The organism is Pseudomonas sp. Pseusp49 (genome assembly GCF_059491875.1).
Genome location: NZ_CP168514.1, coordinates 5,629,029 through 5,643,052 on the forward strand (window position 1 = coordinate 5,629,029; position 14,024 = coordinate 5,643,052).

The 14,024-nt window shown below is 58.9% G+C and carries 13 protein-coding genes; 7 read left to right on the forward strand and 6 right to left on the reverse strand.

Annotated elements, in window-relative coordinates:
* The first annotated feature begins 5 nt into the window (after positions 1 to 5).
* The 4 genes from ACEN83_RS25015 to rlmF all read left to right on the forward strand — a co-directional run bounded on the left by ACEN83_RS25015 (position 6) and on the right by rlmF (position 7,125).
* A complete protein-coding gene (locus ACEN83_RS25015) occupies positions 6 to 1,247 on the forward strand; it encodes a transporter associated domain-containing protein (RefSeq protein WP_495578707.1) in 1,242 nt (413 codons plus the stop codon).
* A gap of 241 nt (positions 1,248 to 1,488) precedes the next feature.
* Positions 1,489 to 2,805 carry an MFS transporter gene (locus ACEN83_RS25020; protein WP_495578708.1) on the forward strand — a complete coding sequence of 439 codons (1,317 nt, stop codon included), beginning with the start codon at positions 1,489 to 1,491 and terminating at the stop codon, positions 2,803 to 2,805.
* Positions 2,806 to 3,035: 230 nt separating this feature from the next.
* A complete protein-coding gene (locus tag ACEN83_RS25025; protein WP_007972710.1) occupies positions 3,036 to 5,882 on the forward strand; it encodes a valine--tRNA ligase in 2,847 nt (948 codons plus the stop codon).
* A gap of 211 nt (positions 5,883 to 6,093) precedes the next feature.
* Positions 6,094 to 7,125, forward strand: a complete 1,032-nt coding sequence (gene rlmF, locus ACEN83_RS25030) for a 23S rRNA (adenine(1618)-N(6))-methyltransferase RlmF (RefSeq protein ID WP_495578709.1) — start codon at positions 6,094 to 6,096, stop codon at positions 7,123 to 7,125.
* 126 nt (positions 7,126 to 7,251) lie between these two features.
* Here the strand turns inward: rlmF and ACEN83_RS25035 are convergent, their stop codons facing one another.
* Together ACEN83_RS25035 and ACEN83_RS25040 are read right to left on the reverse strand one after the other, a co-directional pair.
* On the reverse strand, positions 7,252 to 7,689 hold the full coding sequence (locus tag ACEN83_RS25035; RefSeq protein ID WP_495578710.1) for a DUF3757 domain-containing protein: 438 nt from the start codon (positions 7,687 to 7,689) through the stop codon (positions 7,252 to 7,254).
* Between the two features lie 304 nt (positions 7,690 to 7,993).
* A complete protein-coding gene (locus ACEN83_RS25040) occupies positions 7,994 to 8,275 on the reverse strand; it encodes an HU family DNA-binding protein (RefSeq protein WP_007905514.1) in 282 nt (93 codons plus the stop codon).
* Positions 8,276 to 8,750: 475 nt separating this feature from the next.
* Between ACEN83_RS25040 and yejK the strand changes: the two genes are divergently transcribed.
* Positions 8,751 to 9,755 (forward strand): nucleoid-associated protein YejK, encoded by a 1,005-nt coding sequence (gene yejK, locus ACEN83_RS25045; RefSeq protein WP_007972706.1) that lies wholly within the window; start codon positions 8,751 to 8,753, stop codon positions 9,753 to 9,755.
* Positions 9,755 to 10,105 carry a glutaredoxin family protein gene (locus tag ACEN83_RS25050; protein ID WP_495578711.1) on the forward strand — a complete coding sequence of 117 codons (351 nt, stop codon included), beginning with the start codon at positions 9,755 to 9,757 and terminating at the stop codon, positions 10,103 to 10,105. The genes yejK and ACEN83_RS25050 overlap by 1 nt, the downstream gene beginning before the upstream one ends.
* A gap of 102 nt (positions 10,106 to 10,207) precedes the next feature.
* Here the strand turns inward: ACEN83_RS25050 and ACEN83_RS25055 are convergent, their stop codons facing one another.
* The 4 genes from ACEN83_RS25055 to ACEN83_RS25070 all read right to left on the reverse strand — a co-directional run bounded on the left by ACEN83_RS25055 (position 10,208) and on the right by ACEN83_RS25070 (position 12,757).
* Entirely contained in the window at positions 10,208 to 11,143 is a 936-nt protein-coding gene (locus tag ACEN83_RS25055; protein WP_495578712.1) for a glutathione S-transferase family protein, read from the reverse strand.
* An 84-nt stretch (positions 11,144 to 11,227) separates the two neighbouring features.
* Complete coding sequence (locus ACEN83_RS25060; RefSeq protein ID WP_218477595.1) at positions 11,228 to 11,512, reverse strand: GIY-YIG nuclease family protein; 285 nt, start codon at positions 11,510 to 11,512, stop codon at positions 11,228 to 11,230.
* A gap of 40 nt (positions 11,513 to 11,552) precedes the next feature.
* A complete protein-coding gene (locus tag ACEN83_RS25065) occupies positions 11,553 to 12,023 on the reverse strand; it encodes a nuclear transport factor 2 family protein (protein WP_007972702.1) in 471 nt (156 codons plus the stop codon).
* Between the two features lie 110 nt (positions 12,024 to 12,133).
* The gene (locus ACEN83_RS25070; RefSeq protein ID WP_495578713.1) at positions 12,134 to 12,757 is read right to left on the reverse strand and encodes a response regulator; all 624 of its coding nucleotides are present in this window, start codon (positions 12,755 to 12,757) and stop codon (positions 12,134 to 12,136) included.
* A gap of 472 nt (positions 12,758 to 13,229) precedes the next feature.
* Between ACEN83_RS25070 and ACEN83_RS25075 the strand changes: the two genes are divergently transcribed.
* Positions 13,230 to 13,958, forward strand: a complete 729-nt coding sequence (locus tag ACEN83_RS25075) for a fimbria/pilus chaperone family protein (RefSeq protein WP_495578714.1) — start codon at positions 13,230 to 13,232, stop codon at positions 13,956 to 13,958.
* The last annotated feature ends 66 nt before the right edge of the window (positions 13,959 to 14,024 follow it).

Genomic DNA, 14,024 nt, shown 5'->3' on the forward strand with positions numbered 1-14,024 from the left:
CATTAATGGACGACTTGCCCATAGGGCCGATGCTCGCGGTAGTGACCCTGCTGGTTTTATGGTCGGGGCTGTTTACCGCCATCGAAGCGGCGCACCAGCATTTGCTGGCCCAGCGCACCGCAACGCGTTCCAGCGACAAGCCGGTGGCGAAACTCAGCTTCCCCCTGGCCAGCCTGATTTTTTGCAACACACTGTGCCGTGCACTCGTGGTGGTCATCAGCACCTTGCTGGCCATTTTCACCTGGGCCGAGAACGGCCCGTGGGTCGCCTGCCTCGGGGCGGGCGCCATCTTGCTGGTGTTTTCCGACTACTTGCCACGCACCCTCGCCGCTCGCTATCCGGATGCGATCCTGGCCCAGGGCAACAACCTGCTGCGGTTGCCGCTAAAAGTCATCTATCCCGCGGCATGGCTGCTCACCAGCATCAGCCGCTTGCTGACGCGCCCATTTGTCCGTAAAGCCAAAGTGGTGCAACAAAGTGAGGACGAAACGCAGACGGAGCGGCATGCGCCCTCCGAAACCGTAAGCCGCCCTCACCCGCTGCCCGGCATCCACGCGCTGGACAACATCACCGTCAATGACATCCTGGTACCGCGCAGCGACGTGGACGGCATCAATCTCGATGACTCCATCGAAGAAATCATCGAACAGTTGCGCCACAACAAGCGCACGCGCCTGCCGGTGTTCCACAGTGATATCAACCAGGTCGAAGCCGTCCTCAACACCCGGCACATCCTGCACTTGCTGCCCGATGCGAGCCTGACCAGGGAAGCCTTGCTGGCGGCCAGCCACGAGCCGTACTTCGTGCCGGAAAGCACCCCGCTGCAGCTGCAACTGCTCAACTTCCACAAACAGCAGCGACGCCTGGGCATGGTGGTCGATGAATACGGCGAAGTGCTGGGCATCGTCACCCTGGAAGACATTCTCGAAGAAATCGTCGGCGAGTTCGAAAGCCAGCACAGCCTGGACAACCCGCACATTCATCCGCAAGCCGACGGACGCCTGGTGATCGACGGAGCCGCGTCCATCCGCGAACTGAACAAGAGCCTCGGCTGGCACCTGCCCAGCGATGGCCCGAAAACCCTGAACGGCTTGGTCACCGAAGCGCTGGAAACCATCCCGGACTGCCCTGTCTGCCTTAAAATCGGCCGCTATCGCCTGGAAATTCTCGCGACTGAGGAAAACCGTGTCACGCGGGTGTTGATTTGGCAGACCAACCCGGCTCTCGCTGCTTTACCCGCCCGTTAGATTGTTCAAAGATCGCAGCCTGCGGCAGCTCCTACATTGGAACGCGTTTCCCCTGTAGGAGCTGCCGAAGGCTGCGATCTTTTGCGCTTGTTGAATCGTTAGCCACCTTCCTATAATCGAACCGCTTACCCAAGCCCCGCCACACCCTGTGCCACCCGCACTCTGCGTTAAGCCCACATCCCTGGGTTCTCGACCATAATAATTCGCTCCACTGGGGCACATGACTGTCAGGGATCACCGCATGACGACCAGCACGACTTACAGCGACTCCACTCCTGCACAACCGACGAACTCCGCTACCCGCGTGGCCACTGCGAGCTTCATCGGTACCGCCATCGAGTTCTACGATTTCTATGTCTATGCCACCGCTGCAGCGCTGGTGATTGGCCCGGTGTTCTTTCCGCAGACATCCGGCACCGCCCAGATGCTGTCGGCGTTTCTCACGTTCGGCATCGCCTTCCTCGCACGCCCCTTGGGTTCGGCCCTTTTCGGCCACTTCGGCGACCGTATCGGCCGCAAGTCGACCCTGGTCGCCTCGCTGCTGCTGATGGGCGTGTGCACCACGCTGATCGGCGTGCTGCCGGGATACGACAGCATTGGCGCCTGGGCACCGATCCTGTTGTGCGCGCTGCGCTTCGGCCAGGGCCTGGGGCTGGGCGGCGAATGGGGTGGCGCGGCATTGCTGGCCACGGAGAACGCGCCGAAAGGCAAACGCGCGTGGTTCGGCATGTTCCCGCAGTTGGGCCCATCCATTGGTTTCCTGGCGGCCAACGGCCTGTTCCTGACTTTGGCCGTGGTGCTGAACGATGAACAGTTCCGCTCATGGGGCTGGCGTATTCCGTTCCTGCTCAGCGCCGCGCTGGTGATGGTAGGCCTGTACGTGCGCCTCAAGCTGCATGAGACCCCGGTATTCGCCAACGCCATGGCGCGCCAGGAACGGGTGAAGATCCCGCTGTTCGAGCTGTTCGGCCAATACTGGGCGCCCGTCTTGCTGGGCGCCGGCGCGATGGTAGTGTGCTATGCGCTGTTTTACATCTCTACGGTGTTTTCCCTGAGCTACGGCGTAGCCACACTCGGCTACAGCCGCGAAACCTTCCTCGGCCTGCTGTGCTTTGCGGTGCTGTTCATGGCGGCTGCCACGCCGCTGTCGGCCTGGGCCAGCGACCGTTACGGGCGCAAGCCGGTGCTGATCGTCGGCGGCGTGCTGGCGATCCTGTCGGGTTTCCTCATGGAACCGCTGCTGACCCAAGGTTCGACCTGGGGTGTGGCGTTGTTCCTGTGCATCGAACTGTTTCTGATGGGCGTGACATTTGCGCCCATGGGCGCGCTGCTGCCAGAGCTGTTCCCCACCCACGTGCGCTACACCGGTGCCTCGGCGGCCTACAACCTGGGCGGTATCGTGGGCGCCTCCGCAGCGCCTTTCTTCGCCCAGAAACTGGTGGCCATGGGCGGACTGAGCTACGTCGGCGGCTATGTGTCCGGGGCGGCGGTGCTGAGTTTGATTGCGGTGCTGTGCCTGAAGGAAACGCGGCATAACGATTTGAATCAGGTCGCCTGACAGATCGCTTTCGCGGGCAAGCCCGCTCCCACAGGGTTGGTGTCGATCACAAAATAGTGGTTCGACATAAGACCTGTGGGAGCGGGCTTGCCCGCGAAGGGGCCCTCCCAGACAAAACACCCACCACAACTTTTCCCCCGCCCATTGTCACCTCGCTCTACGCGCATCGGCTCATCCCCGCTATACTTCCCGGCTTTTCCTGAATAAATGCCAATAGGGTCCCGCCGCGCATGGATAAGACCTACCAGCCGCACGCCATTGAAACTTCCTGGTACAACACCTGGGAGTCAGAGAATTACTTCGCCCCGCAAGGCGCGGGCGAGTCCTACACCATCATGATCCCGCCGCCGAACGTCACCGGCAGCCTGCACATGGGTCACGGCTTCAACAACGCGATCATGGACGCCCTGATCCGTTTCCGCCGCATGCAGGGTCGCAACACCCTGTGGCAGCCGGGCACCGACCACGCCGGTATCGCCACGCAGATGCTGGTCGAGCGTCAGCTCGAAGCCAAGGGCCAGAGCCGCCATGACCTGGGCCGCGAAAAGTTCCTCGAGAAAGTCTGGGAATGGAAGGATGAGTCCGGTGGCAACATCAGCCGTCAGATCCGTCGCCTCGGCTCGTCCGTCGACTGGAGCCGCGAGCGCTTCACCATGGACGACGGCCTCTCGGAAGCCGTTAAAGAAGCGTTCGTACGCCTGCACGAAGACGGCCTGATCTACCGCGGCAAGCGCCTGGTCAACTGGGACACCAAGCTGCACACGGCGATTTCCGACCTCGAAGTGGAAAACCACGACGAGAAAGGTTTCCTGTGGAACCTGAAATACCCGCTGGCCGACGGCGCCAAGACGGCTGAAGGCAACGATTTCCTGATCGTCGCGACCACTCGCCCGGAAACCATGCTCGGCGACTCCGCCGTGGCCGTGAACCCGAACGATGAACGCTACAAAGCCCTGATCGGCAAATTTGTCGAGCTGCCACTGGTTGGCCGCCGCATCCCGATCATCGCCGACGATTACTGCGACCCTGAATTCGGCACCGGCTGCGTGAAAATCACCCCGGCCCACGATTTCAACGACTACGAAGTCGGCAAGCGTCACAACCTGCCGCTGCTGAACATCTTCGACAAGAACGCAGCGGTTCTGCCGGCTTGCCAGGTGTTCAACCTCGACGGCACGCTGAACGAAACCATCGACGGCAAGATCCCGGCCGAATACGCCGGTCTCGACCGCTTCGAAGCGCGCAAGCAGATCGTGGCCGCGTTCGACGCTGCCGGCCTGTTGGTCAGCGTTGATGATCACGCCCTGAAAGTGCCGAAAGGCGACCGTTCCGGCACCGTCATCGAACCGTGGCTGACCGACCAGTGGTACGTGTCCACCAAGCCTTTGGCTGAACCTGCGATCGCCGCCGTTGAAGACGGCCGCATCCAGTTCGTACCGAAACAGTACGAAAACATGTACTTCTCGTGGATGCGCGACATCCAGGACTGGTGCATCAGCCGTCAACTCTGGTGGGGCCACCGCATTCCGGCCTGGTACGACGAGTCGGGCAAGGTCTACGTCGGTCGCGACGAAGCCGAAGTGCGTGCCAAGCACAACCTCGGCCCGGACGTTGCCCTGCAACAGGACAACGACGTTCTCGACACCTGGTTCAGCTCGGGCCTGTGGACCTTCTCCACCCTCGGCTGGCCGGAAAAAACCGAATTCCTGAAAAAATTCCACTCCACCGACGTCCTGGTAACCGGCTTCGACATCATTTTCTTCTGGGTTGCCCGGATGATCATGCTCACCATGCATCTGGTGAAAAACGAAGACGGCACGCCGCAGGTTCCGTTCAAGACCGTGTATGTTCACGGCCTGGTACGTGACGGCCAGGGCCAGAAGATGTCCAAGTCCAAGGGCAACGTCCTGGACCCGCTGGACATCATCGACGGTATCGAGCTCGAAGCCCTGGTGCAGAAGCGCACCTCCGGCATGATGCAGCCGAAACTGGCGAAGAAGATCGAGAAGCAGACCCGCGACGAGTTTGCCGAAGGCATCGCCAGCTACGGCACCGACGCCCTGCGCTTCACCTTCTGCTCGCTGGCGTCCACCGGTCGTGACATCAAGTTCGACATGGGCCGCGTCGAGGGCTATCGCAACTTCTGCAACAAGATCTGGAACGCGGCGCGCTACGTGCTGGACAAGGGCGAAGACTGCGGCCAGAACGGCGAAGCCTATGAGCTGTCGCTGGCGGATCGCTGGATCATTTCGCAGCTGCAACGCACCGAAGCCGAAGTGACCCGCCAACTCGACCAGTTCCGTTTCGACCTGGCGGCACAAGCGCTGTATGAGTTCATCTGGAACCAGTACTGCGACTGGTACCTGGAACTGTCCAAGCCTGTGCTGTGGGACGAAAACGCTCCGGTTGAACGCCAGCGCGGCACCCGTCGCACCCTGGTGCGCGTACTGGAAGTCGCCCTGCGCCTGGCGCATCCGTTCATGCCGTTCATCACCGAAGAAATCTGGCAGCGCATCGCGCCGCTGGCAGGTATCGAAGGCAAGACGATCATGCTGCAACCTTGGCCAGTGGCCAACGAAACACGCATCGATCAGGCGGCCGAAGACGACATCGAATGGCTCAAGGGCCTGATGCTCGGCACCCGTAACATCCGTGGCGAAATGAACATCGGCCCGGGCAAACCGCTGCCGCTGTTCCTGAAGAACGTCAGCGCCGAAGATCAGCGTCGCCTGACCGAAAACGAAGCCCTGCTGAAGAAGCTGGCGCGCCTCGAATCGATCACCGTGCTGGCTGCCGGCGAAGAAGCACCACTGTCCGCCACCGCACTGGTCGGCGAGATGGAAGTGCTGGTGCCAATGGCCGGCCTGATCGACAAAGGTGCGGAACTGGCGCGTCTGGACAAGGAAATCCAGCGTCTGCAGGGTGAAGTGCAACGTGTCGGCGGCAAGCTGTCCAACGCCGGCTTCGTAGACAAGGCGCCCGCCGAAGTCATCGAGAAAGAACGCGCCAAACTGGCCGAGGCCGAACAGGCCTTGGGCAAGCTGGCCGAGCAGCACGCGCGAATTGCCAGCCTGTAACGGCAGATCGCAATGAGAAAGGGAGGTCCAAGCGGCCTCCCTTTTTTATGCCGCATCCCCCCCTGTAGGAGCTGCCGCAGGCTGCGATCTTTTGATCTTGCTTTTTAAAAAACAAGATCAAAAGATCGCAGCCTGCGGCAGCTCCTACAGGGAACACCTGGATGTGGGACAATGCCCGCCACTTTTAGCCATACCCGAATCGACCACCGCCATGACCGCCCCCCGCACACCAAAACCTGCGCGCAAAAAGCCTGAATCCGCGCCTGCGGCCAAAGCCGCTGCGCCGCGTGAGAAGGCCAGCCTGCACCCGCGCAATCGCCATCAGGGTCGCTACGACTTTCCGGCGCTGATCAAAAGCACGCCGGAACTGAAAAAATTCGTGATCATCAATCCGTACGGCAAGGAAAGCATCGACTTCGCCAGCCCGGAGGCCGTGCGGGTGTTCAACCGGGCGCTGCTCAAGTCGTTCTATGGCATCGCTCATTGGGACATTCCGGCCGACTACCTGTGTCCGCCAGTGCCAGGCCGTGCCGATTACGTGCACTTCCTCGCCGACCTGCTGGCCAGCGGGAATGACGGAGCGATCCCCCGTGGTGCTGCCGTGAAGGTGCTGGACATCGGCATGGGCGCCAACTGCGTGTATCCGCTGATCGGTTACAGCGATTATCACTGGCAATTCCTTGGCTCCGACATCGATGCGACCGCCATCGCCGCGGCGAAGGCCATCATTCAATCCAATGGCCTGAACAAGGCGATCCAGGTACGCCAGCAGAGCAACCCCAAGCAGATCCTCACAGGCCTGCTGGAGAGCGCAGAGCGGTTCGACCTGACCATGTGCAACCCGCCATTCCATGCCTCGCTGGACGAGGCCACGCGGGGCAGTACGCGCAAATGGCGAGCCCTGGGCAAGGCCGATCCGAAACGCAAGCTGCCGGTGCTGAACTTTGGCGGGCAGGCGGCGGAACTGTGGTGTGAGGGCGGGGAAGTGCGTTTCGTCACGCAACTGGTCAGCGAGAGCGTGCAGGTGGCGCAACAAGTGCTGTGGTTCAGCACGCTGGTGTCGAAAGCATCGAACCTGCCGGCGATCCAGACGGCCCTAAGCAAGGCCGGCGCGCTGGACAGTCGAGTCGTGGAAATGGGTCAGGGACAGAAACAGAGCCGCTTCGTCGCCTGGACCTTCCAGACCCAGGCGCAGCAACAGGCCTGGCGTCAGACGCGATGGTCCAAAGCTACTGCAGAGTAAAAAACCGGACGCACAAAAAAGCCGTGTCGGGATGGCTCCTGTACACGGCTTTTTTTTACGAGCCTTGGCGGTTAACGGTGAAGCTTAGTCCCACACCCTAAACTACCTGATAACTTTCCTGGCAACTCAGCGCTTTGTTACACGAACATTCTCTTTGAACGCACAGGCCCGCGCCTCCTTGCTATCGCAGTAATACTGACCAAACCATTCCTCCCATGGCCCGTTAGTATCAATGCTCACGACAGTTCCCTCTCGCTTGTATCTCATATCCAGTTCGCCTCCATTTTTCAGCATGTAACCGCAACGCAGAATTTCGCCGGCTACAGTGCTGATCTCGGCCGCTATGCGAGGAGCGAATATCGCCAGTTCGAACTCACCTACCGGCCCGCGCCCGGTTTGCGAAACGCCGTACCATTCCCCGTCACCACTGGCTGTCGGGGCTTTATAGGCACCGGCTGCCAACTCCTTGATGTCAGCAGGGCTTGGGCAGTACTCGGTCACATTGGCCAACGCCTGACCGGACACCAGAAACGATACGCACATCAACAACTGTTTAACTTTCATAAAAAACGTCCCTGTAACGAACAACTGAAATTTGGTTTTGGCTTTTACGCAAAGCCGTGCGCTACGCCTTATCGATACTACCGACCCAAGGCGCGCACTCAACTGTCAGTTCTGTAGGAGCGTTCGTTTTATACAGGGAGAAAAGTGTTATTTCAGAACAACCGAGCTATCTCGATGAAACGCGCGAAAACAACCGATTCCACAAAAAAATCATTGCCAAAGTTTACCTTGCGTAAACTTTTTCAACGCCCATAAAAAAACCGTGCCCGGATCGCTCCGGCGCACGGTTTTTTCTTAACAAGTCTTACTTGTTAACAGCGTCGGTCAGGCCTTTGGCCACAACCAGCTTGATCACTTTCTTGGCAGCGATTTCGATGGCAGCGCCAGTCGAAGGATTACGGCCAGTGCGGGCAGGACGCTCAGTCACTTTCAGCTTGCCGATACCTGGCAGAGTGATTTCGCCGCCGTTTTCCAGCTGATCGGCAACGATTTGGCCCAGTTGGTCCAGAGCGTTACGCGCGGTGGTTTTCGGCGCGTCGATAGCTTCAGCGATGTCGGCGATCAGTTGGTCTTTAGTAAGAGCCATTTAGTGTTCCTTCCCTATCAAATTCATATGGATTGCAGAGTGCAATGTCAGCCATCGAGCCCGATCTTCTGGATCTGGCACCCTCGGCCAAATAACCTCGGGATCGGGGTTATAGATACCGAAATCAGGGTTTGGTTCGACCTGACAAATGCTGACTGCACGCTTAACGCAGTGACTTCGCGCAAGACCGGGCAAAGCTAGCACACAGACGTGGAAATATCCGCCTCTAGCTACCCATTTGGTCAGCTTTATTGCGCTAAAACAGGAAAAAAACGCATAAGCGCCGTCGGTCGCCTGCCAATTGCCCTCTATCCCTCCTGTAGGAGCTGCCGAAGGCTGCGATCTTTTGCCTTTGTATTTTAAAAAACAAGATCAAAAGATCGCAGCCTTCGGCAGCTCCCACAGAGGGATGCGGGTACACTGAGCGCTTTTTCGGGGGAGCACGCCCTCCTCTCCTCATTCAGCCGAGAAGCCCATGCCGATCCGTCATTGCATCGTCCACCTGATCGACAAAAAACCCGACGGCACACCTGCAGTTCTCCACGCCCGAGACTCCGAACTGGCCGAGTCCGCAGCCATCGAGAACATGCTCGCCGACCTCAACGAAAGCTATAACGCCAAACAGGGTAAAGCCTGGGGCCTGTTCCATCCGGAATCCGGTGCATTTCCGTTCAGCGGCTGGCTGAAGGAGTACCTCGAGGGCAGCCAGGATTTCACAGCGTTCAGCCGCGTGGCGGTCGAGCACCTGCAAAAGCTGATGGAAGAATCGAACCTGTCCGTCGGCGGCCATGTGTTGTTCGCACACTACCAGCAAGGCATGACCGACTACCTGGCCATCGCCCTGCTGCACCACAGCGAAGGCGTGGCCGTGACAGATGAGCTGGACGTGACCCCGTCCCGTCACCTGGACCTGGGCCAATTGCACCTGGCGGCGCGGATCAACGTTTCCGAGTGGCAGAACAATAAACAATCCAAGCAGTACATTTCGTTCATCAAAGGCAAGAACGGCAAAAAGGTTTCGGAGTATTTCCGCGACTTCATCGGCTGCCAGGAAGGCGTCGACGGTCCGGGTGAAACCCGCACCCTGCTCAAGGCCTTCAGTGATTTCGTTGAAAGCGAAGACCTGCCGGAAGACGACGCCCGCGAGAAGACCAAGACCCTGGTGGATTACGCCAGCAGCCAGGCCAAGCTCGGTGAGCCGATGGGCCTGGAAGAATTGTCGGGGCTGATCGACGAAGAACGCCCGAAGGCCTTCTACGATCACATTCGCAACAAGGACTACGGCCTGTCGCCGGAAATCCCGGCCGATAAGCGCACCCTGAACCAGTTCCGCCGATTCACCGGCCGTGCCGAAGGCCTGTCGATCAGTTTCGAAGCGCACCTGCTGGGTTCGAAGATCGAGTATGACGAAGAAGCCGGCACCCTGATCATCAAGGGCCTGCCCACTTCGCTCACCGATCAGCTGAAGCGTCGCAACTGATGCTCGGCGGCGTACTGAAAAAATTCCTGCTGATCCTGCTGGTGGTCGTGGCTTACCAGAACTGGGGCAAGATCGAGCGGGTGTTCAACCCTTCGCAAGTGGTGCCTGCACAGACGCAGGCCCGGGCCAACGTCGTGCTCTACGCCACCGAATGGTGTGGTTACTGCAAGCTGACCCGGCGCTTTCTCGATCAGAAAGGCATTCCGTACAAGGAATTCGATATCGAGAAGGATGCCGTCGCGCGCGGGGACTATGAGGCCTTGGGTGGCGGAGGGATTCCGATCATCGATGTGAACGGAACCCTGATTCGCGGGTATGACCCGGATGCGATTCTGGCTGCACTGAAGTAACCCAAAGATCAAAAGATCGCAGCCTTCGGCAGCTCCTACATGAGATGGGTGCAGGAGCTGCCGAAGGCTGCGATCTTTTCGTTTTTGCTATCAACAGAAATGTCAGCAAGCTTCGATCCGGAAACCAAACCGCGGGAAGTGCACATGCACCACCCCGCCACGCTCGTCCTTGCGTCGTATGATCAATTCTTCACTGCCGGCAAACAGCAGCTCTCCCACGACCGGATCAACGCCGTAGTCCGTGGCGGCGATCACCACCTGCTGACCCGCCGTGAATCCGTTGGGATCGACGAACTGCTCATCCGGCAATGCCGCTGGCGTGGACCTGCGCGCCACCTCCAGTGCCTCTTCGGACGTCATCTCGCTGGAGGCACCATGACCAAAGCCCAATACCCGAGAGAGCCATGCATTGACTGCCGGGTAAGCCTCAACCAGCGGAGCCGTCACCGCTGTGGCCTTGAGGAACCAGAGGCAATGGGCCAGGGCAAAGTCGGCAATCGACGGTTCACCGAACAGGAAATCACCCTCTTCACGCTGCAACTGCAGCTCCAGCCGCGACATGATCGTTGGCCACTGATGCTTGGCCTGTTCGGTAGACAATTTTGTCGCGCTACCACCACTGAACAAACCGGCACGGTCGGCCAGAAATGCCTTGATCGCTTCCGGCGATAAATTGCCAAAACGCACCGCTATCGATTCCGGCTGGAACACCAGGCTGACCGCGTGCTGGAACACAACAGAGTCAGCCCAGGCTGCAAAAGACGTGGTGATCATTTCCTGACCTTCCGGAAAGAACGCCGGCAAGGCTTTTTCCTGTTCCAGTCGCCGGGCAATCAATGCCGTATCGCAATAAATATCTGCACCGACCTGCAACACCGGTGTCTTGCGATAGCCACCGGTCAATGCCGTAAGGTCCGGTTTGGGCATCACCGGCGAGATCTTCACCGAGCGCCAGGACAACCCTTTGAAACCCAGCAGCAGCCGGGCCTTTTCGGCAAAGGGGGACGTCGGGTAATGATGAAGAATCAACTCGGACATGCTCGGCTCCGCCGCACAAATTAGGAATCCGCAGCTTAGCGCGCAATCGGTTGGCAGCCTACAGATGTGCCTGATGGGAGCCGATCAACCAGATTGATAAGACGCGACCAGACACTCCTTGGCGCTTTTGCGCAGTTTCTTGATCAACCGTTCCTGGCGCAGCGCTTCGCTTTTGTCGCGACAACGTTCGGTGTAGACCAGCGCCATGGCCGGGCTGGACAGAAAGAACCGTGCACCCTTGCCACTTTGATGCTTGGCGAAGCGGCGCACGGGATCATCGCTGACCCCGCAATACAGCGAGCCATTGGCCGCGCGAACGAGGTAGACGAACCAGGGCTTGCTGACGGGAGACTCGCTTGGGGTGGTCACGGCACGATCAAGGCTTGAAAGGAAACGAGCCGCGATCTTATCAGCGACCGGCCTGAAATGCCTTCAGCCCCTTCAATGCCTGGGCGCGAACGGCGTTGCGCACCAGTGGCGTCCAGCCCAGCAGCAGACCTTTGAAACCCAAGGCCTGACGTGACCAGGTCCAGAGATCGAAGCTGTCGTGATGTTCGCAGATCCTGCCGTCACGGAAGATAAAACGCGCCTGGATGTCGTTGACCACGGTGTTGCCGGTCTGGCTGAACAGGTAGGTTGCCACCCAATGAGCACCACCGGTGCGCCCGTCGGCGTGAACATGATCGAAGGTCAGGGAAAAATCCTTGGCCCGCGTAGTCAACATGCGCCACATGTCACCGGCATCGCGACCGCGAAGCTCACCGAACGCCGGGTCACTGAACACCACGTCGTCGGTGTAGCAAGCCGCCATGGCTTCGGCATCCAGGCGCTGGAAAGCCTGGTAGAAACGGGTGATCAAGGCGCTATGGGCTTCACTCATCTGCGGGTTCCCCTGGGTTTGCATAATGATTTCGAAAGAGCACCCGCACGATAGTCTGCAAATGCATCGAACACTATCGGCATTCACGACGAAAATAACGCGATGACTATTCAGGTCATTCCGCAGTCCCGGGCGTAGGAAAAAAGATCAACGTCCGTGGAAATGCCTAACCGGTGCATGGCCATTTTCTTTTGTTTACTGATGGTCGACACGCTGCGATTGAAGTGAACGGCGATTTCGCTGACGGTCATGCCACTGGCGAGCATTCGGACCACTTCGTGCTCCTTGGCTGACAAAGGTGATTCGTGAAACTGATCGCGGGTATTGGCCAACAGTGTGCGCAGGGACTTGCTGAGGTAATGGCGCCCTTCCTGCACCGCATTGATTGCCAGGGGCAACTCCGTCGCCGATGCGGTTTTGGCGACGATGGCCATCACCCCTTGCGCCAGTGCAGCCCTTGCCGTCACCACACTGGTAAACATGGTCACCAGAATGATCGGCAAGGTCGGGTAATGACGCTGAATCGTACTCAACATTTTCAAGCCATCAGCCTGCTGCCCTCCCGGCATGGAGAAGTCGGTGATCAGCAGTTCGCAGGGCGTACTTGAAAGCAGATCCATCAAGTTGTCGACACTGTCGGCCTCGCCGACGATCACGCATCGTCGACTGGCGTTGATGAGTATGCGCAGCCCGACACGAACGACGGAATGGTCGTCAGCAATAACGACTCGCATTGTGGGATACCTCCTGCTGGTGGCGCAAAAGCGCGGAAAGTAGCGCCGTTCCTGCCCCTTCCACAACGCCTCGAAACTTCCTCTGACGTCGCATCCCCAATGTATTCAATGGACTAACTCTTTGCCCATCCAACAAACAGATGGTTCCTACATTGCAGCGCGCTGAAGACTACGCAGGAGGACTACAACTAAAAGAACCCTCCTTAGAAACCGCTGCGTAGTCCGTAACACTCTTTCATACACGCCCACTCTCTTTTCGTATTAGTTGCATTCCTCCAGCGCCCCTTGCGCACTAACTTGTCGCCTTCCAAGCAGTCCGGCCACCCCTGCCTAGAACTGCGCTCACTCTTTGCCTGACTACCCATTACATGAAGAAGACGCCTACGCCCCTGAGCACTGCCTGCCTGCTCACGGATTCCCTGCGCTACCTGTATTGCGAGCCATGCCAACAGTCTTTTATCCAGGAAACCCAATGAGCGACATCAAGACAATATTTCTGAAGCAGTTGCGCCGCCTGACCCGCACGGGTATCGGCGCGTGCGCTCTGATTTGGACCGTACAGGCCCACGCCGACGGCATGGTGCCCGATACCTCCGTGATCATCGTCAATGAAGCCAACGGGGAAACTGCCGTATCCGTGACCAATACCGACGCCAGCCTGGCACTGCTACACGTCACCATAGAAGACATTCCCGAAGACACCGAACCATTGGTATTCGTGACGCCACCCTTGGCACGCGTTGAAGCCGCCAAGACGCAGTTGGTGCGCTTCATCCTGCAATCGGAAAAGCCCCTGCTCACCCAGCGTTTGAAGCGGGCGATTTTTGAAGGCATCCCCCAAGGCAAACCTGCTGCCGAAGCCGGGCATGCGCGTGTGGGTGTGACAGTGCGCCAGAACCTGCCGATCATCCTTCATCCCGCTGGCCTGGCGCCCAACCGCACGCCATGGACCGACCTGAAATGGTCGCTGCAGGAGGGTCAACTGACCGTACGCAACGAAACACCTTATGTCGTACGCCTGGCTCAGGAAATACAACTGCTGCCTTCCGGAAGCGCCGCGACGCTACCGCGAACCTACGTACTGCCCGGTGACAAGATCAGCATTACGGTCCCTGCAAAGGCTGCCACCCAGGTTCGAATCAATCCAGCGACCGTCTATGGCTTTGCCGTGCCTCCCTATGACGCGCCGATCGCCCTCTAAGAGCAGACATCATCGATAGCGCCATGCAGGGAAAAGCAGGCGTCGACAATTCAGCGTGACGGAAGC

What these genes read in the sequence shown, in the direction of transcription:
- ACEN83_RS25015 (WP_495578707.1), top strand. Translation starts at nt 6, where the DNA reads ATGGACGACTTGCCCATAGGGCCGATGCTCGCGGTAGTGACCCTGCTG.
- ACEN83_RS25020 (WP_495578708.1), top strand. Translation starts at nt 1,489, where the DNA reads ATGACGACCAGCACGACTTACAGCGACTCCACTCCTGCACAACCGACG.
- ACEN83_RS25025 (WP_007972710.1), top strand. Translation starts at nt 3,036, where the DNA reads ATGGATAAGACCTACCAGCCGCACGCCATTGAAACTTCCTGGTACAAC.
- rlmF (WP_495578709.1), top strand. Translation starts at nt 6,094, where the DNA reads ATGACCGCCCCCCGCACACCAAAACCTGCGCGCAAAAAGCCTGAATCC.
- ACEN83_RS25035 (WP_495578710.1), bottom strand. Translation starts at nt 7,689, where the DNA reads ATGAAAGTTAAACAGTTGTTGATGTGCGTATCGTTTCTGGTGTCCGGT.
- ACEN83_RS25040 (WP_007905514.1), bottom strand. Translation starts at nt 8,275, where the DNA reads ATGGCTCTTACTAAAGACCAACTGATCGCCGACATCGCTGAAGCTATC.
- yejK (WP_007972706.1), top strand. Translation starts at nt 8,751, where the DNA reads ATGCCGATCCGTCATTGCATCGTCCACCTGATCGACAAAAAACCCGAC.
- ACEN83_RS25050 (WP_495578711.1), top strand. Translation starts at nt 9,755, where the DNA reads ATGCTCGGCGGCGTACTGAAAAAATTCCTGCTGATCCTGCTGGTGGTC.
- ACEN83_RS25055 (WP_495578712.1), bottom strand. Translation starts at nt 11,143, where the DNA reads ATGTCCGAGTTGATTCTTCATCATTACCCGACGTCCCCCTTTGCCGAA.
- ACEN83_RS25065 (WP_007972702.1), bottom strand. Translation starts at nt 12,023, where the DNA reads ATGAGTGAAGCCCATAGCGCCTTGATCACCCGTTTCTACCAGGCTTTC.
- ACEN83_RS25070 (WP_495578713.1), bottom strand. Translation starts at nt 12,757, where the DNA reads ATGCGAGTCGTTATTGCTGACGACCATTCCGTCGTTCGTGTCGGGCTG.
- ACEN83_RS25075 (WP_495578714.1), top strand. Translation starts at nt 13,230, where the DNA reads ATGAGCGACATCAAGACAATATTTCTGAAGCAGTTGCGCCGCCTGACC.